The organism is Streptomyces sp. NPDC048462, from assembly GCF_043200175.1.
Taxonomy (GTDB): domain Bacteria; phylum Actinomycetota; class Actinomycetes; order Streptomycetales; family Streptomycetaceae; genus Streptomyces.
In genome coordinates this window covers 117,568-135,622 of the sequence record NZ_JBICXG010000008.1, presented here as the reverse complement: position 1 = coordinate 135,622, position 18,055 = coordinate 117,568, and the positions used below count along the sequence as shown (strand labels likewise).

16 protein-coding genes and 1 riboswitch are annotated in these 18,055 nt (G+C 68.6%); of the genes, 10 read left to right on the top strand and 6 right to left on the bottom strand.

The window, feature by feature from the left end; translation table 11 throughout:
• Positions 1-900: 900 nt before the first annotated feature.
• Positions 901-1,455 carry a hypothetical protein gene (locus ACGFU6_RS16360; RefSeq protein ID WP_393611380.1) on the top strand — a complete coding sequence of 185 codons (555 nt, stop codon included), beginning with the start codon at positions 901-903 and terminating at the stop codon, positions 1,453-1,455.
• Positions 1,456-1,500: 45 nt separating this feature from the next.
• On the opposite strand, the gene ACGFU6_RS16355 is transcribed toward ACGFU6_RS16360, so the two are convergent.
• The 6 genes from ACGFU6_RS16355 to gcvT all read right to left on the bottom strand — a co-directional run bounded on the left by ACGFU6_RS16355 (position 1,501) and on the right by gcvT (position 7,679).
• The gene (locus ACGFU6_RS16355) at positions 1,501-2,400 is read right to left on the bottom strand and encodes a nucleotidyl transferase AbiEii/AbiGii toxin family protein (protein ID WP_393611378.1); all 900 of its coding nucleotides are present in this window, start codon (positions 2,398-2,400) and stop codon (positions 1,501-1,503) included.
• Positions 2,400-3,014, bottom strand: coding sequence for a hypothetical protein (locus ACGFU6_RS16350; protein ID WP_393611377.1), 615 nt, complete (start codon positions 3,012-3,014; stop codon positions 2,400-2,402). Before ACGFU6_RS16350 ends, ACGFU6_RS16355 begins: the two co-directional genes overlap by 1 nt.
• Positions 3,015-3,266: 252 nt before the next feature.
• Positions 3,267-4,649 carry an L-serine ammonia-lyase gene (locus ACGFU6_RS16345; RefSeq protein WP_393611375.1) on the bottom strand — a complete coding sequence of 461 codons (1,383 nt, stop codon included), beginning with the start codon at positions 4,647-4,649 and terminating at the stop codon, positions 3,267-3,269.
• Positions 4,650-4,807: 158 nt separating this feature from the next.
• On the bottom strand, positions 4,808-6,064 hold the full coding sequence (glyA, locus tag ACGFU6_RS16340) for a serine hydroxymethyltransferase (protein WP_393611373.1): 1,257 nt from the start codon (positions 6,062-6,064) through the stop codon (positions 4,808-4,810).
• Between the two features lie 20 nt (positions 6,065-6,084).
• Positions 6,085-6,462: a glycine cleavage system protein GcvH gene (gene gcvH, locus ACGFU6_RS16335; protein ID WP_393611372.1), complete on the bottom strand. Its 378-nt coding sequence runs from the start codon at positions 6,460-6,462 to the stop codon at positions 6,085-6,087.
• A gap of 92 nt (positions 6,463-6,554) precedes the next feature.
• Positions 6,555-7,679 (bottom strand): glycine cleavage system aminomethyltransferase GcvT, encoded by a 1,125-nt coding sequence (gene gcvT / locus ACGFU6_RS16330; RefSeq protein WP_393611370.1) that lies wholly within the window; start codon positions 7,677-7,679, stop codon positions 6,555-6,557.
• Positions 7,680-7,820: 141 nt separating this feature from the next.
• Positions 7,821-7,913: riboswitch (glycine riboswitch) on the bottom strand.
• A gap of 155 nt (positions 7,914-8,068) precedes the next feature.
• Between gcvT and ACGFU6_RS16325 the strand changes: the two genes are divergently transcribed.
• The 9 genes from ACGFU6_RS16325 (at position 8,069) to ACGFU6_RS16285 (ending at position 18,036) form a co-directional block, all read left to right on the top strand.
• Positions 8,069-8,749 (top strand): AAA family ATPase, encoded by a 681-nt coding sequence (locus tag ACGFU6_RS16325; protein ID WP_393611369.1) that lies wholly within the window; start codon positions 8,069-8,071, stop codon positions 8,747-8,749.
• A gap of 56 nt (positions 8,750-8,805) precedes the next feature.
• Positions 8,806-9,576, top strand: a complete 771-nt coding sequence (locus ACGFU6_RS16320; RefSeq protein ID WP_393611368.1) for an enhanced serine sensitivity protein SseB — start codon at positions 8,806-8,808, stop codon at positions 9,574-9,576.
• A 246-nt stretch (positions 9,577-9,822) separates the two neighbouring features.
• Entirely contained in the window at positions 9,823-10,587 is a 765-nt protein-coding gene (locus tag ACGFU6_RS16315; protein ID WP_393611367.1) for an enhanced serine sensitivity protein SseB C-terminal domain-containing protein, read from the top strand.
• Positions 10,588-11,031: 444 nt separating this feature from the next.
• Positions 11,032-12,030: an ABC transporter permease gene (locus ACGFU6_RS16310; RefSeq protein WP_393611365.1), complete on the top strand. Its 999-nt coding sequence runs from the start codon at positions 11,032-11,034 to the stop codon at positions 12,028-12,030.
• A 117-nt stretch (positions 12,031-12,147) separates the two neighbouring features.
• The gene (locus ACGFU6_RS16305) at positions 12,148-13,863 is read left to right on the top strand and encodes an ABC transporter substrate-binding protein (protein WP_393611578.1); all 1,716 of its coding nucleotides are present in this window, start codon (positions 12,148-12,150) and stop codon (positions 13,861-13,863) included.
• A 149-nt stretch (positions 13,864-14,012) separates the two neighbouring features.
• On the top strand, positions 14,013-15,023 hold the full coding sequence (locus tag ACGFU6_RS16300) for an ABC transporter permease (RefSeq protein WP_123523415.1): 1,011 nt from the start codon (positions 14,013-14,015) through the stop codon (positions 15,021-15,023).
• A complete protein-coding gene (locus ACGFU6_RS16295; protein ID WP_393611364.1) occupies positions 15,020-16,108 on the top strand; it encodes an ABC transporter ATP-binding protein in 1,089 nt (362 codons plus the stop codon). Before ACGFU6_RS16300 ends, ACGFU6_RS16295 begins: the two co-directional genes overlap by 4 nt.
• Before the next feature lie 56 nt (positions 16,109-16,164).
• Positions 16,165-17,358 carry an ABC transporter ATP-binding protein gene (locus ACGFU6_RS16290; protein WP_393611576.1) on the top strand — a complete coding sequence of 398 codons (1,194 nt, stop codon included), beginning with the start codon at positions 16,165-16,167 and terminating at the stop codon, positions 17,356-17,358.
• Positions 17,359-17,376: 18 nt separating this feature from the next.
• On the top strand, positions 17,377-18,036 hold the full coding sequence (locus tag ACGFU6_RS16285; protein ID WP_393611362.1) for a trimeric intracellular cation channel family protein: 660 nt from the start codon (positions 17,377-17,379) through the stop codon (positions 18,034-18,036).
• Positions 18,037-18,055: the final 19 nt, after the last annotated feature.

The window sequence follows — 18,055 nt, the reverse complement described above, 5'->3', positions numbered from 1 at the left end:
GGGGTGGGGGCGGGCCCGGGGGTGGGTGTGCTGGGGGGGCCCCGGGGGGCGTTTGGTGGGGGCCGCCCCCGGGGGGGGGGGGGGGGGGGGGCGGGCCCCGCCCCCCCCCCCCCCCCCCACCCCTCCCACCCCGGCAACGGAGCGTGATCGAGCCGGTTGCGGCTTCCGGGCTGATTCAAACGAGAGGCCCTAGCACTCGATGATGTTCACCGCGGGCCCGCCCCGGGCTGTCTCCTTGTACTTGACCGACATGTGAACGATTTTTGATCATGAAACTGACCTGCAGTTTTGTCGTGCTCGGGCTTGCCTTCGGTCACGTCAGGGACTTTTTGGGGGACTTCTTGGCGGGAGCTGATTGCAACGTATCCCTGCTGGGTGAGGCGCCTGCGGGGTTTGGTCATTGATGCTCGGGCGGCATGCGATGGCTCGGGCGAGCCCCGTACATGTAATGCGTAGGTCAGAGCTTCACCCTGTGGACTCAGTGAGGCGAGTTCTGAGGTCGAGTATCGGTGCTGACCTGCTGTTTCTTGGCCAGTCGCTGATTTGTGAGTCAGTATGGGCGAGGCGCGGGGTGGCCAAGGGGTGGCCATTTGTGCAGCGGTGGTGCACGGCAGAAGGCTGTGGGGGCTGCGTACAGAAACTGTGCCGAGCCCGGGGTTTGTAGCTGTCTGACAACGCGGAATCCGGGCATGTGTTTGCGTTACGCGGCGAGCCGTGTTGGTGAATGTGGCCCCTGCGCCATGCCTCGTCGTCGGTGATCTTCGCGTCGCCCTGCTGGGCCCATCGCTTCAGGGCGGGGCGCGACTCGCGGGACCAGTAGCGCTGTCGTAGTTCCCCCACTGGGGAGAACTGCAAGATCTCGGCGCGGCCGAACGCCTGGGCAAGACCGGATCCCAACCTGTGGGCGGCTGCGACAAGTTCAGGACCACCGGCGGCCATATCGTCCACGTCGGAAACGGTGACAGCCGGCACGGCCTCGGTGAGGACCCGGGTCCCGAGGGGCTCGGCGAAGTTGTGGTGACGGTAGTGCACGAACCGGGCGGGACGCTCCGCCGTCACCGGGTGAATCGTCGCCCGCAGGAAGGCGTTGCCGCTGGCCGCCGCGCGATCACGTGCATGGAGTGCGAGGTGCTGGTCGAGAGGAGGTGGAGCAAGTACACCCTTCGTTCAGGAGAGACAGCCGCGCTGGTCATGGCGTCGTTCGCCGATAGCAGTCTTGTGTCGAACCTCGGGCGGCTTCCCTGCGACTACGTGGAGATCCTCGACGAGGCGCAGGTTCTTGGGACGAGGGACGCCGTCGCTGCGCTCAGGCTGGCCCACTCGGTCGCGGAGATCTCCCTGGCGAAGGGCGACACCTATCTCAAGCTCGTCACCTCCACTTGGACGACGCTGCGATCAGGCAGAACATCAGTCGTCACCAGGCAACACGATCACTCGTGGCCTCGTAATGCGTAGGTCTCGGGTTCACCCCGAAGGCCTGGTCGGTCGGCCAGGCCTGGTTCATGACCACGTGAGGGTCGCCGCACTCCAAGCGAGGGTCACGGCGTCGCCGCTGAGGAGTGTGTCTGCGAAGGCGGCGACCTGCCGGACGACGTCCGTAAAGCGTTCGGGGTAGTTGGTTGCGGCGGGGCCTTGTCGGCGGCGCCAGGCGGTGTAGGAGGTCTGGCGGCGCTCGCCGAGGTCGGTGATGGTGATGCTGAGCGGTTTCAGAGTGATGCCGCGGTGTGTGGCGGTGGCGGTCAGCGCTGTGGTGAGTTCTTGGCCATCCAGGTCATTGAGGGTGAGCAGGCGGTAGAGGTCGCCGTAGTCGCGGTCGCGGGTGTTGAGGTCGCCGAGTGAGATGGCGGTGGAGAGTTTTTCGGCGATGACGGTGGCGAGTGGGTAGCCGAGGATCTGGAAGCTGTCCGTCGTGAGTTGCTGCGGATAGTCGATGAGCCGGGGGCTGGGCGTGACGGGGTCGCCGATGCTGACGTCCAGTTGGAGTTTGAGTCGTGCTCGGGCGATGGAGGCGGCCATCGACAGGCGCAGACCGTGGTACTCGTCCTCCTCACGAATGGGGACGGTCTTGAGTGTCGTGGGATCGAATACGACGCCGTCGTCGCTCTCCGTGACGGCGATGGTCGCGATTCTGTGGATGATCTCTGTTTCTGTGCCTGGGAAAGATCGACCGAGGATGTCGATGTCCCGGGTCATTCGACGTGCGCCGAACTGGGCGAGCAGCAGGCCACCTTTGAGGACGAAGTGTTCCCGGCCCAGGGGCGATGAGGCCAGGCGGTAGAGGAACCGTTCGAGAACGTACTCGACCATGACCTCGTCCGTGGACCGGCTGTTGCGGCGCGCCAGGTTGCGTAGGTCGTTGTAGATGCGGCCGGCGGTGGTGTCGCGGGTGGGGTTGGCCATCAGGCGAGCACCGCCTCTACGGCGGGGCGGACGACGGAGAGCGCGTCCAACTCGCGTGCGACGTGCTGAAGTTCGCCGACTCCGCCGCGCCCGCTCCGGCGCAGGTAGCGGCCGAGCGCGGACAGGGCGAGGGTCTCGCCGAGGCGGCTGCGGTGGCGCATCGCGTCGACAACGCTGCGGGCTGCGTTGTACATGGGGATGGTCTCTCCCGGGGCCGCTTCGAACCGTTCGATACCGAGGTCGAAGGTCTTCGCGGCGTACTGCGCCACCACGGTCGGCGGGTAGGAAATCGTCGGGCGGCGTGTACCGCGCGGCACGGCGATGTGTACTGCTGCGGGGATGTCGTCGATCAGCTCATGCAGGGCCAGGGCGGATTCACCGCACACGACGGCGCGAGGCGCCCGTGCGCACACGGCCAGCAGATCCGCGTGCGCCGTCTCCGGGGCGTCTGCCCGCCTGTACACCCCTCGGGACAGCTCGTCTATCTCCTCAGTCGTGACCAAGTGCGCCAGATCGCGAGGGGAGAGCAGGGCCTGACGCGCCTGCGCCGTTGTGAATGTGGGGGAGAGGCCGACCAGCCGCTGTTCCAGGCGCGAGTTTTCCGCAGCATCCATGTATCGAATGATACCCCTCATGCGAGTCTGGGGGATCGATTTGATACGTCCAGTGGTGGGTGAGTGGCGCATCCGGTGTTGATCACATACCGCAAACCCACAGGTCAAGAGCCCTTTTTGCGGGGACTTCCTAGGGACTTCTCAGGGACTTTCACGTCTGTCCCAGGGGGTTCCAGGGACTTTCTGCCGCGTAAGCAGGGAAGGCCCTGACAGCGCGGAAAGATATGAACGCGCAGGTCAGGGCCTACTTCCCTAGCACTCGATGATGTTCACCGCGAGCCCGCCCCGGGCCGTCTCCTTGTACTTCACGGACATGTCCGCGCCCGTCTCCTTCATGGTCTTGATGACCTTGTCGAGGGAGACCTTGTGGCTGCCGTCGCCGCGCAGGGCCATCTTCGCGGCCGTGACCGCCTTGACCGCCGCCATGCCGTTGCGCTCGATGCACGGGATCTGGACGAGACCGCCGACCGGGTCACAGGTCAGGCCCAGGTTGTGCTCCATGCCGATCTCGGCGGCGTTCTCGACCTGCTCGGGGGTGCCGCCCAGGACCTCCGCCAGTGCGCCCGCGGCCATGGAGCAGGCGGAGCCCACCTCGCCCTGGCAGCCGACCTCGGCGCCGGAGATGGAGGCGTTCTCCTTGAACAGCATGCCGATGGCGCCGGCGGCCAGCAGGAAGCGGACGATGCTGTCGTCCTTCTCCGTCTCGGTGGCGCCGCCCGCCGCGAAGTTCATGTAGTAGTGCAGCACCGCCGGGATGATGCCCGCGGCGCCGTTGGTCGGGGCGGTGACGACACGGCCGCCGGCGGCGTTCTCCTCGTTGACCGCCATCGCGTAGAGGGTGATCCACTCCATCGCGTGGGTCTGGGGGTCGCCCTCGGCGCGCAGCTGGCGGGCGGTGTTCGCGGCGCGGCGGCGGACCTTGAGGCCGCCGGGCAGGATGCCCTCGCGGGACATGCCCCGGGACACGCAGGCCTGCATGGAGCGCCAGATGTCCAGGAGGCCGGAGCGGATCTCGTCCTCGGTGCGCCAGGCCCGCTCGTTCTCCAGCATCAGGGAGGAGATCGACAGGCCGCTGTCCTGAGCCAGGCGCAGCAGCTCGTCGCCGGTGCGGAAGGGATGCTTCAGCACCGTGTCGTCGAGGACGATCCGGTCCTCGCCCACCGCGTCCTCGTCGACGACGAAGCCGCCGCCGACCGAGTAGTACGTCTTCTCCAGGAGCGGCGCGCCCTCGTGGTCGTAGGCGAAGACCGTCATCCCGTTGGCGTGGTACGGCAGCCTCTTGCGGCGGTGCAGGACCAGCTGCTTGTCGGTGTCGAAGGCGATCTCGTGCATGCCCAGCAGGTTGATCCGGCCGGTGGAGCGGATCTCGGCGACCCGGTCGTCGGCCGTCTCGACGTCGACGGTACGGGGCGACTCGCCCTCCAGGCCGAGCAGGACGGCCTTGGGGGTGCCGTGGCCGTGGCCGGTGGCGCCGAGCGAGCCGAACAGCTCGGCGCGTATCGAGGCGGTGTGGGCGAGCAGGCCCTCGTTCTTCAGCCGGCGCGCGAACATACGGGCCGCGCGCATTGGGCCGACCGTATGGGAGCTGGACGGGCCGATGCCGATCGAGAACAGGTCGAAGACCGAGATGGCCACGGGTGACTCCTCAAAGCGTTTGGTAGACGCCGTTGTCTGCCGGGTGGTGCGGTACGGGCCGGGTCGGCCCGGAGAGCAAGGGACAAGGGATGGGGCACCGCGCTCACTGTTCAGTGTGCGCGGTGCCCCTCCCCAATGTGCAAATACGCAGGTCCGGACTACAGACCGGGGTACAGCGGGAACTTCTCGGCGAGCGCGGTGACGCGGGCCTTCAGGTCGTCGGCGTCGTAGGACGGCTTCAGGGCGGAGGCGATGATCTCCGCGACCTCGGTGAATTCCGCCGCCTGGAAGCCGCGGGTGGCCAGTGCCGGCGTGCCGATCCGCAGGCCCGAGGTGACCATCGGGGGCCGGGGGTCGTTCGGGATGGCGTTCCGGTTGACCGTGATGCCCAGCTCGTGGAGCCGGTCCTCGGCCTGCTGGCCGTCCAGCTCGGAGTTGCGCAGGTCCACCAGGACCAGGTGTACGTCCGTGCCGCCGGACAGGACGGAGACGCCGGCCTCGGTGACGTCCGGCTGCACCAGACGCTCCGCGAGGATGCGGGCGCCGTCCAGGGTGCGCTGCTGGCGCTCCTTGAACTCCTCGCCCGCCGCGACCTTGAACGAGACCGCCTTGGCCGCGATCACGTGCTCCAGCGGGCCGCCCTGCTGACCCGGGAAGACCGCCGAGTTGATCTTCTTGGCGAGTTCCTGGGTGGAGAGGATCACGCCACCGCGCGGACCGCCGAGGGTCTTGTGCGTGGTGGTCGTGACGACGTGGGCGTGCGGCACCGGGTTGGGGTGCAGGCCCGCGGCGACCAGACCGGCGAAGTGCGCCATGTCGACCATCAGGTACGCGCCGACCTCGTCCGCGATGCGGCGGAAGGCGGCGAAGTCCAGCTGGCGGGGGTAGGCGGACCAGCCGGCCACGATCAGCTTCGGCTTGGACTCCTTGGCGAGGCGCTCGACCTCGGCCATGTCCACGACGCCGGTGTCGTCGACGTGGTACGGGACCACGTTGTAGAGCTTGCCGGAGAAGTTGATCTTCATGCCGTGGGTCAGGTGACCACCGTGCGCCAGGTTCAGGCCCATGATCGTGTCGCCCGGCTTCAGCAGCGCGAACATCGCGGCGGCGTTGGCCTGCGCGCCGGAGTGCGGCTGCACGTTCGCGGCCTCGGCCCCGAAGAGTGCCTTGATGCGGTCGATGGCGATCTGCTCGATCACATCGACGTGCTCACAGCCGCCGTAGTAGCGGCGGCCGGGGTAGCCCTCGGCGTACTTGTTGGTCAGGACGGAGCCCTGGGCCTCCATGACCGCGACCGGAGCGAAGTTCTCCGAGGCGATCATTTCGAGGGTGGACTGCTGACGGTGGAGCTCGGCGTCGACAGCGGCGGCGACGTCCGGGTCCAGCTCGTGGAGGGAGGAGTTCAGAAGCGACATCAGGTGGTCCCTTGGGGTCTTTAGTTGCCGGAGAACGCGGTGTACTCGTCGGCGGAGAGCAGATCGGCCGGCTCCTGTGCGACGCGTACCTTGAACAGCCAGCCGCCTTCGAACGGTGCGGAGTTCACCAGCGAGGGATCGTCCACGACGTCCTGGTTCGCGGCCGTGATCTCACCGGTCACCGGCGAGTAGAGGTCGCTGACCGACTTGGTCGACTCCAGCTCGCCGCAGGTCTCGCCCTCGGTCACCGTGTCACCGACCTCGGGGAGCTGGGCGTAGACGACGTCACCGAGAGCGTTGGCCGCGAACTCCGTGATGCCGATCGTGGCCACACCGTCCTCGACGGCCGACAGCCACTCGTGCTCCTTGCTGTACCGCAGCTGCTGGGGGTTGCTCATGACCTGAATTCTCCTGTACGCGGGGGAGTGCTGATGAACGATGGTCTTACGGTGTGAGACGCGACTGCGTCACTTCTCGACGCGGGCGGACGCTACTTCCGGCGCTTGTAGAACGGCAGCGCCACGACCTCGTACGGCTCGTGGCTGCCCCGGATGTCCACCGCGACACCCTCGGTGCCGGGCGTGGCGTGCGCGGCGTCGACGTACGCCATGGCGATCGGCTTGCCCAGCGTGGGAGACGGGGCGCCGGAGGTGACCTCGCCGATGACCTGGCCGCCGGCGACGACGGGGAAGCCGGCGCGCGGGACCCGGCGGCCCTCGGCCACCAGGCCGACGAGCTTGCGGGGCGGGGCGGTCTCGGCGCGCTCGGCGGCGGACTCCAGGGCCTTGCGGCCGACGAAGTCGCCCTCCTTCTCGAACTTCACGACCCGGCCGAGTCCGGCGTCGAACGGGGTGAGCGACGTGGTCAGCTCGTGCCCGTACAGCGGCATGCCCGCCTCCAGGCGCAGCGTGTCACGGCAGGAGAGCCCGCACGGGATCAGGCCGCGCGAGGCTCCGGCCTCGGTCAGCGCCCGCCACAGCTGCTCGGCGTGCCCGGGGGCGGTGAACAGCTCGAAGCCGTCCTCGCCGGTGTAGCCGGTACGGGCGATCAGCGCCGGGACCCCGGCGACCGTGCCGGGCAGTCCGGCGTAGTACTTCAGCCCGTCAAGGTCCGCGTCGGTGACGGCGGCCAGGATGGCGGGCGACTCGGGGCCCTGCACGGCCAGCAGCGCGTACGCGTCGCGGTCGTCGCGCACCTCGGCGTCGAAGCCCCCGGCGCGGGCGGTCAGCTCGTCCAGCACCAGCTGGGCGTTGCCGGCGTTGGCGACGACCAGATATTCGGGGGCCTCGGTCTCTTCCAGCCGGTACACGATCAGGTCGTCCAGGATGCCGCCGTCGTCGGCGCAGATCATCGTGTAGCGGGCCCGGCCCGCCGACACGGTGCCGATGTTGCCGACCAGCGCGTAGTTCAGCAGGTCCACGGCGGCCGGGCCGGTGACGGTGATCTCGCCCATGTGGGAGAGGTCGAAGAGGCCGGCCTTCGTGCGCACGGCGAGGTGCTCGTCGCGCTCGCTCGCGTACCGCAGGGGCATGTCCCAGCCCGCGAAGTCCGTCATCGTGGCACCGAGGCTGCGGTGCAGGGCATCGAGGGCAGTGAGGCGCGGGGCGGTGCTCATGGATATGACTCCCAGGGCATGACGACGTGGACGATCCCTCCCCATCTGTCATCGGAACCTGAGAGGTTCGCCGAGAGGCCCCGGAGGGGTTCGGCTTGCACCTTGGGTGGAGTCGCAGGGCGACTCGCTTTTCAGATCTGCCTCATCCACGCGGTACGGGGCCTGAGAGATTCAAGGGAGGATCTTGCTCCTTCGGCGTCCGGCCGGTGGCCGGAACTCTCCCGCGCGGATTCGAGCGGCCTTTATGCAGTTGGCCGCCATCATCGCACGCATCGCCGGTCAGTGGGGCGCCGGTACCCCACCGGATACGGCGGGTCGCGAGCTTGTGCCGCATTACCTTTTCTTTACACTTCTTGGGCAGGTGTGTGTCGGCCGACAGGGGGATGGCGATGACGTTGCAGCGGTACGCGACGACCGCGGGAGTCGCGGGTGGCGCACTGCCCGCCCAGCCGGGCGCCCCGGCCCGGGAGGCGTCGGGCCCGTGGGGTCCTGTCGTCCGGGACCTGCGCGGCCGGGCCGGGCACAGCCCGCGCGCCCTGCACTTCGCGGCGGGCGACGTGGTGGTGGTCTCCGGGCTGCCGGGCAGCGGCAAGTCGACGCTGATCGGGCGGGCCGTGACCGCCCGCGTCATCGACTCCCAGGACACCCGGGACCGCTGGGCCGCCGTGCTGCCGCGCTTAGTCCCCTACGCCCTCTACCGGCCGCTCGTCCGCGTCGCCCACTACTGGGGGCTGTGGCGGGTGCTGCGCTCCGGCGCCTCCGTCGTCGTCCACGACTGCGGCACCCAGGGCTGGGTGCGCGGCTGGCTGGCCCGTGACGCCCGGCGGCGCGGCCGCGTCCTGCACCTCGTCCTGCTCGACGTCAGCGCGCGGACCGCGCGGGCCGGGCAGGCCGAGCGGGGCCGGGGCGTCTCCGGATACGCCTTCGCCCGGCACCGCGGGGCGCTGCGCAGGCTGCTACGGGACACCGAGACGGGACTGCTGCCCCTCGGCTGCGTATCGGCGGTGCTGCTGGACCGGGAGGCGGCGGCGCTGCTGACCCGGATCACCTTCGCGGACGCGCACGGCTAACCTCTTGCTGCACGATCCGGCCATGATCCGCCGGACTGGCCCCAGAGAGGGAAGCAGTGGACATTCCGGCACAGGACCGTATCCCCCCGCAGGGCGGATGGCCGGCCAATGAGCTAGAGGAAGTGCTGGGCGCCTCGCTCGGCAGCCCGGAGGCGGGCGGCCGGCTGGTCGAGGTGCTGGGCCGCAGCCATCTCTGGGTGCCCCTGCCCAATGGCGGCGGGCCGGACGCCACCGACCTGGACCTGCCGACCCTGGAGCTCGACGGCGGGGTGTACGTGCCCGTGTTCAGCTCCGAGCAGCAGTTCATCAGCTGTGTCGGCACCCATATGTCCTTCACCGTGGCGCCCGCCGTCGAGTTCGCCCGCGGACTGCCCCCGCAGCTCGGCCTGGCGGTGAACCCCGGCGGCGCCGTCGGGATGCCGCTCCCGCCGCCCGCCGTGGCCGAGCTCTGCCGGGCCGGGCGCAGCCTGCTCGACGGACCGGCCGGCGGCGGCCGGGTCCGGCTGTACGAGCCGGACTGGAAGGAGGACCCCGTCGACTTCCTCGCTGCCGCCGCCGCCGAGTTCGAGCAGAGCGGCGTCGTGCTCAGCGCCCGCAGGGCCCTCGCCAGCATCGAGGGCGGCGATCCCGTCCTCTTCGTCGGCGTCGAGTTCTCGACCTGGGACGGGGCGGGGCGCAACGCCCCCATGGACGCCCTCGGCCGGGCGCTCGGCCGCGTCGAACCGCCGTGGCCGGTCAACCTGGTCCTGCTCGACGTGGCACAGGACCCGGTCGCCGACTGGATGCGCGCGCGGATCCGGCCGTTCTTCCAGCGCCCGGCCGAGTAGCGCGGACCGGCGGCGCCCGGGGACGGCGGCGGGCCATGGCGTCAAGTCGGTGTCAGGACCGGCGCCTAAGCTGGTTTGATGGCTGGTGCCTCGGCACCGCGCCGTACCCGTGTGCCCCGGGAGCGGCAGGCCGACACAGTTGATCGAAGAGGGGCGGGACCCAGGGTGAGTGCGTCAGGCATGGGGGCGGCCGATGGGATCTCCCCCGCTCGGTCGGGACCGGGTGCCCCGGGAAACCTCGAGCACATGCTGCGCCAGGTGACACCCGGACGCTACGACGCGTACGAGGCACTGCTCCAGGCCCTGGCGGCCGACCGGATCTGGATGCTGCTCTGGCACGGCCGGGCCGGTTCGCCCGACGCCCAGTACGGCAACATGGAGATCGACGGCCTCGGCTACGCCCCCTGTGTCACCTCGGCCCAGGAGCTGGCCGCCAGCGGGTGGAACCGGGCCCACGAGGTGGTGGGCGGCCGCGACATCGCCCGCGCCCTGTTCCCCGACCGCTGGGGGATCTGGCTCAATCCGCACGCCCCGGGCGGCGGCGTGGGCATCCCCTGGCTCGACCTGCGCCGGATCGCCACCGGCCTCGACCGGATGCCCGCCGGCCCGCTGCGGATCAGCGACCCCGCCCTGGAGACTCCGCAGTTCTACGCCCAGCTGACGCGGAACGCCCACCACACCCCGGCGATCCGCTCGCTGCGCCGCGCCTGGGTTCAGCCCGCGCTCGGCGTGCCCTACCTCGCCATCGGCCTCGACCTGTACGACACCAGTCAGCCGTCCGTCGACGCGGTGCGCGCGATGATGCAGCAGTCGATCGGCGCGGTCCCGGAGGGGCTGCCGGTCTCCACCGTCGCCATGTCCGACGAGTACGACCCCGTCGCGATGTGGCTGCGGGGCAACTCCCGTCCGTTCTACGACCGCGAGTCGCACGCCCCGGCCGGCCGCAGCGGCGTCGTCGCTCCCGGTTACGGCTACCCGCAGGCGCCCGGACCGGCCCCGCACACCTACTAGGTCGCCCGCCGGAGCGGACAAAAGGTCTCTCCGGCGGACAAGACCACCGTCGTGGTCACCCAAATCGCCACTCAATAAGGCCTGTTGGGTGGCATGTCCGTTCTGGTGGATTAGCGGGCGAGTGGTCCGCTCACTCGATCCCCCTGTCCGGATAACGGAAGCTCACTGACCGCATCACGTTTGAGCAAACATTCCCCGTCAGGTCTGGCGGGTGATCGCAACCGCGTTGAAGACTCCCGGCTAGTGGGGATCGTCGGCCCTTTGTACGAGGTTGCCCCGGCGGACACTCCGTTGACGCTTCAGACACATCGCACGCATCAGACGCATCAGACGTTTTTCAGCACCAGCACATCAGCCGCACGAACATGCGCGGCTGACACGCGCCAGGCCGTTACCGCGGCGAGCAAGGGCCGGCCACCGCCGGCGGGAGGGGTCAAAGGCACTGTGACCGCACCGATCGAGACCACCGGATCGGCTGCCGAGGCTCAGCCGGAGGCAGTACTCACGGGAGTCAAGCAGAGCCAGATCGAAGGCCGTTCGCTCGGACAGATCGCCTGGTCCCGCTTCAAGCGGGACAAGGTGGCCATCGCGGGCGGCATCGTTGTCATCCTGCTGATCCTGCTCGCTGTCCTCTCCAAGCCGATCCAGGCCGTCTTCGGTCTGGACCCCAACGAGTTCCACCAGGACCTCATCGACCCCGCGCTGCTCGCCCCCAAGGGCGACTGGGGCGGCATGAGCTGGAGCCATCCGCTCGGCGTCGAGCCGCAGTACGGGCGCGACATCCTGTCCCGGATCATCGAGGGCTCCTGGGTCTCCCTCGTCGTCGCCGTCGGCGCCACCCTGCTCTCGGTGGTGATCGGCGTCTTCTTCGGCGTGGTCTCGGGGTTCTACGGCGGCTGGGTCGACACGGTCATCAGCCGCATGATGGACACCTTCCTGGCCTTCCCGCTGCTGCTGTTCGCGATCTCCATCTCGGCGGCGCTGCAGGACGGCGCGTTCGGCCTGGAGGGGCTGCCGCTGCGGCTCGCGGTGCTGATCTTCGTGATCGGCTTCTTCAGCTGGCCGTACATGGGCCGTATCGTCCGGGCCCAGACGATGAGCCTGCGCAACCGCGAATTCGTCGAGGCGGCACGGTCGTTGGGCGCCCGCGGCCCCTTCATCCTCTTCCGGGAGCTGCTGCCGAACCTGGTGGCGCCCATCCTGGTCTACTCCACGCTGCTGATCCCCTCGAACATCCTCTTCGAGGCGGGTCTCAGCTACCTCGGGGTCGGTATCGCCCCGCCGCAGGCCTCCTGGGGCGGGATGCTCACCAACGCGATCGACTTCTACCGGAACGACCCGATGTACATGATCGTGCCAGGCGTGGCCATCTTCGTCACGGTCCTGGCGTTCAACCTGCTGGGAGACGGGCTGCGTGATGCCCTCGACCCCCGTAGCAAGTAGGGCCCGGGTGCTCGTCACAACGACGTGCGACATGCCATGGCAACCATCGATTGAGGGGAATTTCCTCAGGTGAAGACCAGAAAAACTACAGCGGTGGTTGCCACGGCTGTGGCCCTGATGCTGGCCGCGTCCGCGTGCAGCGGCTCCGACGACGACAACGGCGGCGGCAGCAGCGGCAAGGGCTCCGGTGCCACCGACGCCGCGCTGACGTCGATCGTCAACAAGTCGGACAAGAAGGGCGGCACCGTCAAGATCGAGCTCTCCGACGAGCCCGACTCCCTCGACCCCGGCAACACGTACTACGGCTGGGTGCAGAACTTCTCCCGCCTGTACGGCCGCACCCTGACGTCCTTCAAGCCGGCCGCCGGCAAGGACGGCCTGGAGATCGTCCCGGACCTCGCGGAGGGCCTCGGCAAGGCCAGCGCCGACGCGAAGACCTGGACGTACACGCTGAAGAAGGGTCTCAAGTACGAGGACGGGACCCCGATCACCTCGAAGGACGTCAAGTACGCCGTCGAGCGCTCCAACTTCGCGCCGGAGGCCCTGTCCAACGGCCCGACGTACTTCAAGGCCCACCTGGCCGGTGGCGACAAGTACAAGGGTCCGTACAAGGACAAGAGCGCGGGCGGCATCTCCTCCATCGAGACGCCGGACGACACCACGATCGTCTTCAAGCTGAAGGACGCCTTCGCGGACTTCGACTACCTGGCGACCTTCTCGCAGACGGCCCCCGTGCCGGCCTCGAAGGACAAGGGTGCCGACTATGTGAAGCACATCGTGTCCTCGGGCCCGTACAAGTTCGAGTCGTACGACGAGGGCCGCGGCGCGACCCTCGTGCGCAACACGAACTGGGACCCGAAGACCGACCCGAACCGCCCGGCCCTGCCGGACAAGGTGACGGTGCGCTTCAAGGTCAAGCAGGAGACGGTCGACAACAACCTGATCGCCGACAACACCACCGCCGACGGTGCCGGCACCGGTGTCGCCCCGGCCACCCAGCCGGACGTGCTCACCAAGCCCGACCTGAAGAAGCAGACCGACAACTCGTACGCGGGCGCCACCTCGTACATCGGTCTGAACGTCAACGTGGCCCCGTTCGACAACATCCACTGCCGCAAGGCCGTGCAGTGGGGCATCGACAAGGCGTCGGTCCAGGCCGCCCAGGGTGGCGACCCCAAGGGTGACGTCGCGACGACCCTGCTGCCGCCGACCGTCAACGGCTACAGCAAGTTCGACCTGTACGAGTCCGCCGGCCACAAGGGCGACGAGGCCAAGGCCAAGGACGAGCTGAAGCAGTGCGGCAAGCCGAAGGGCTTCGACACCAAGATCTCGGCCCGCTCCGACCGCCCCGCCGAGATGGCCATGGTCACCGCGGTGCAGGCCTCGCTCAAGAAGATCGGCGTCAACGCCGAGATCAAGAGCTTCCCGGCCGGTAAGTACTTCTCGAACTTCGCGGGCAACCCGAGCTACGTGCACGCGAACAAGCTCGGCATGATCATGAGCGCCTGGGGCGCCGACTGGCCGACCGGCTTCGGCTTCCTGGACCAGATCATCAACGGCTCGGCCATCAAGCCGTCCGGTGGCAACAACGTCCAGGAGCTGGACGACCCGAAGATCAACAAGATGCTCAACGAGGGCATCGCCAACACCGACACCGCCGCCCGTGAGAAGGCGTGGGGCGACGTCGACAAGGCCGTGGCCGAAGGCGCCACCGCCGTGCCGCTGATCTACCGCAAGAACCTGCTGCTCCGGCCGAAGTCCGCGACCAACGTCACGGTCACCCAGGCCTACCTCGGCATGTACGACTACGTGCTGATGGGTTCCGCCAAGTAGGTACGGCCCCGCTTTCCGGGCCGCGCGCACACCGCGCGGCCCGGAAAGCGGCCCCCCGGGCCCTCAGAATTGTCCTGAAAGGCAGGTGAAGGCACGGTGTCCGACCGCACGGGTTACCCCCGGCAGACAGATACCGGCGCCGGATAGCTGTGGCTGCGTACATCATCCGACGCGTCTTCGGCGCGGTACTGCTGCTGTTGATCGTCAGCGCAGTCACCTTCGCGATCTTCTTCCTCGTCCCCCGGCTCGCCGGGCAGACGATGGACCAACTGGCGGCCCAGTACGTGGGCAAGGACGCCAATCCGCAGTCCATCCTCGCGGTCAAACAGAACCTTGGCCTCGACCAGCCGCTGTACGAGCAGTTCTGGCACTTCATCAAGCAGATCTTCGTCGGCGCGGACTACACGTTCGGCCCCGAGGTCTCGCACTGCGGTGCCCCGTGCTTCGGCTTCTCCTTCAAGAACCACGTCGAGGTCTGGCCCGAGCTGACCGCGCGTATCCCGGTCACGTTCTCGCTGGCCATCGGTGCCGCGGTGATCTGGCTGCTCAGCGGTGTGGCCATCGGCGTCGTCTCCGCGCTCAAGCGGGGCTCGATCCTGGACCGCTTCTTCATGGCCGTCGCGCTCGCCGGCGTCTCGCTGCCGATCTTCTTCACCGGCATGCTCGCGCTCGGTGTCTTCACCGTGCAGTGGCCCGTCTGGGAGAACATCACCTACGTCCCGTTCACGGAGAACCCGCTGGACTGGGCCTGGAACCTGCTGATCCCGTGGTGTTCGCTGGCCTTCCTCTACTCCGCGCTCTACGCCCGCATCACCAGAGCCGGGATGCTGGAGACGATGGGGGAGGACTACATCCGTACGGCCCGCGCCAAGGGCCTGAAGGAGAGCGTGATCATCGGGAAGCACGGTCTGCGGGCCGCGCTCACCCCGATCGTCACCATCTTCGGCATGGACTTCGGCCTGCTGGTCGGCGGCGCGGTGATCACCGAGCAGGTGTTCTCGTTCCAGGGCCTCGGCTTCTACGCCATCGACGGGGTCAGGGGCAACGACCTGCCCATCGTGATGGGCGTGACGCTCATCGCGGCCTTCTTCATCGTCGTCTGCAATCTGCTGGTGGACCTGGTGTACGCCGCCATCGACCCCAGGGTGAGGTACTCGTGACCGAGGTTTCCAAGGAAAAGACCCCGGCGTCCGGCAAGCCCGCCGCCGCGCGGGCCGGCGACGGGGCCTTCCTCTCCGTACGGGACCTGCGCATCCACTTCAAGACGGACGACGGCCTGGTCAAGTCGGTCGACGGCGTGAGCTTTGACGTGAAGCCCGGACAGACCCTCGGCATCGTGGGCGAGTCCGGCTCCGGCAAGTCCGTCACCTCGCTCGGCGTGCTGGGCCTGCACCGCACGGCCCCCAACGCCCGCATCTCCGGCGAGGTCTGGCTGGACGGCGAGGAGCTGATCGGCGCGTCCGATGCCCGGGTGCGCGAGCTGCGCGGCCGCAAGATGGCCATGATCTTCCAGGACCCGCTCTCCGCGATGCACCCGTACTTCACGGTCGGCGGGCAGATCGTGGAGGCGTACCGGGTCCACAACAAGGTCACCAAGAAGGTCGCCCGCACCCGCGCCATCGAGATGCTCGACCGGGTCGGCATCCCCGAGCCGCACAAGCGGGTCGACTCCCACCCGCACGAGTTCTCCGGCGGCATGCGCCAGCGCGCCATGATCGCGATGGCCCTGGTCAACAACCCGGAACTGCTCATCGCGGACGAGCCGACCACCGCCCTGGACGTCACCGTCCAGGCGCAGATCCTGGACCTGATCCGGGACCTGCAGAAGGAGTTCGGCTCCGCCGTCATCATGATCACCCATGACCTCGGGGTGGTCGCGGAGATGGCCGACGAGCTCCTGGTGATGTACGGCGGCCGTTGCATCGAGCGCGGTTCCGCGGAGAAGGTGTTCTACGAGCCCCAGCACCCGTACACCTGGGGTCTGCTCACCTCGATGCCGCGCATCGACCGCGAGGAGACCGACCGGCTGATCCCCGTCAAGGGCCAGCCGCCGTCGCTGATCAACGTCCCGGACGGCTGCGCGTTCAACCCCCGCTGCCCGTACGCGGACATCCCCAAGGACAACCTCACCCGCACGACGCGTCCCGAGCTGGAGCAGGTCGGTGACGGGCACTTCTCCGCCTGCCACATGGCACCGCAGGAGCGGGCCCGGATCTGGTCCGAAGAGATTGCGCCGAAGCTGTGAGCGATCCGAGCGATGTGAGCGACGTGAGTGACGTGAGCGAGAAGAAGAACACCCCGGTGCTGGAGAAGGACGTGTCGATCCCGGAACAGGCCACCGCCTCCCGCGAGCCGTTGCTCAGGGTCGAGGGCCTGGTCAAGCACTTCCCGATCCGCAAGGGACTGCTCGGCCGGCAGAACGCCGCGGTCAGGGCCGTCGACGGCATCGACTTCGAGGTGTACCCGGGGGAGACCCTGGGCGTCGTGGGCGAGTCCGGCTGCGGCAAGTCGACGATGGGCCGGCTGATCACCCGGCTGATCGAACCGACCGGCGGCAAGGTCGAGTTCGAGGGCCGCGACATCACGCACCTGTCCATGGGCAAGCTGCGGCCGATGCGCCGTGACGTCCAGATGATCTTCCAGGACCCGTACTCCTCGCTGAACCCGCGGCACACGATCGGCACGATCGTCAGCGCGCCGTTCAGGCTCCAGGGCGTCGAGCCCGAGGGCGGTCTGAAGAACCACGTCCAGGAGCTGCTGTCGCTGGTCGGGCTCAGCCCCGAGCACTACAACCGCTACCCGCACGAGTTCTCCGGCGGCCAGCGCCAGCGCATCGGCATCGCCCGCGCGCTCGCCCTGCGCCCGAAGCTCGTCGTGGCCGACGAGCCGGTCTCCGCGCTCGACGTGTCGATCCAGGCGCAGGTGGTCAACCTGCTCGACGACCTCCAGGACGAGCTCGGGCTCACGTACGTGATCATCGCGCACGACCTGTCGGTCATCCGCCATGTCTCGGACCGGATCGCGGTCATGTACCTGGGCAAGATCGTCGAGCTGGCGGACCGCAAGTCGCTGTACTCGGCGCCGATGCACCCGTACACCAAGGCCCTGATGTCGGCCGTGCCGGTGCCGGACCCCCGCCGGCGCGGGGCGAAGAGTGAGCGCATCCTGCTCAAGGGCGATGTGCCCTCGCCGATCTCGCCGCCCAGCGGCTGCCGGTTCCACACCCGGTGCTGGAAGGCGACGGAGGTCTGCAAGACGCAGGAGCCGCCGCTGATCGCGCTGAAGACCGGCCACCAGGTCGCCTGCCACCACCCGGAGAACGCGCCTGACCAGGTGCCTGGACAGCAGGTGCTGGCCGCGGCAAGGGAAGCGGTCGAGCTGATCACGCCGGCCAAGGAGAACTCCGCCGAGGAGCCGTCCGGGGTGCCCGCCACGCTGAGCAAGAAGGACGCCGCAACACCCTCCGAGACGGCGGAGGACAGCCCGAAGGAGTAGTACCGGCACAATTGCCCGGTGCTCAACGAACTGTTCACGCCCTCCGTCCAGCATGCGCTCGACATCGTCGGGATCTTCGTCTTCGCGATCTCCGGCGCTCTGCTCGCCGTACGCAAGAACTTCGATGTCTTCGGCATCGCGGTACTCGCCGAGGTCACCGCGCTGGGCGGGGGGCTGTTCCGTGACGTGATCATCGGCGCGGTGCCGCCCGCCGCCTTCACGGACCTCGGGTACTTCACCACCCCGCTCCTCGCCGCCTGTCTGGTCTTCTTCCTGCACCCGCACGTCGAACGGATCCAGGTCGGCATCAACGTCTTCGACGCCGCCGGGCTCGGCCTCTTCTGCGTCACCGGCACGGTCAAGGCGTACGACTACGGCCTCGGGCTGACCGCGTCGGCGGCGCTCGGGCTGGCCACCGCGGTCGGCGGCGGTGTGCTGCGGGACGTACTCGCCAACGAGGTTCCCTCGCTGCTGCGCTGGGACCGCGACCTGTACGCGGTGCCCGCGATCGTAGGGGCCGCGATGATCGTGCTCTGCATCCGCTTCGACGCGCTCAACGCCTTCACCAGCGGTGCGGCGGTGATCACGGCGTTCGTGCTGCGGCTGCTGGCGCTGCGCTTCCACTGGCGGGCCCCGCGCGCCTACAACCGCCGATCGGCCACGGCGGACGAGGGATAGTCCGGGTGTCCGACGTCTC

Bases quoted from the DNA above. Each gene is read 5' to 3' on its own strand.
- ACGFU6_RS16355 (WP_393611378.1), bottom strand. From the start codon at position 2,400: ATGGCCAACCCCACCCGCGACACCACCGCCGGCCGCATCTACAACGAC.
- ACGFU6_RS16350 (WP_393611377.1), bottom strand. From the start codon at position 3,014: ATGGATGCTGCGGAAAACTCGCGCCTGGAACAGCGGCTGGTCGGCCTC.
- glyA (WP_393611373.1), bottom strand. From the start codon at position 6,064: ATGTCGCTTCTGAACTCCTCCCTCCACGAGCTGGACCCGGACGTCGCC.
- gcvH (WP_393611372.1), bottom strand. From the start codon at position 6,462: ATGAGCAACCCCCAGCAGCTGCGGTACAGCAAGGAGCACGAGTGGCTG.
- gcvT (WP_393611370.1), bottom strand. From the start codon at position 7,679: ATGAGCACCGCCCCGCGCCTCACTGCCCTCGATGCCCTGCACCGCAGC.
- ACGFU6_RS16325 (WP_393611369.1), top strand. From the start codon at position 8,069: ATGACGTTGCAGCGGTACGCGACGACCGCGGGAGTCGCGGGTGGCGCA.
- ACGFU6_RS16315 (WP_393611367.1), top strand. From the start codon at position 9,823: ATGCTGCGCCAGGTGACACCCGGACGCTACGACGCGTACGAGGCACTG.
- ACGFU6_RS16305 (WP_393611578.1), top strand. From the start codon at position 12,148: ATGCTGGCCGCGTCCGCGTGCAGCGGCTCCGACGACGACAACGGCGGC.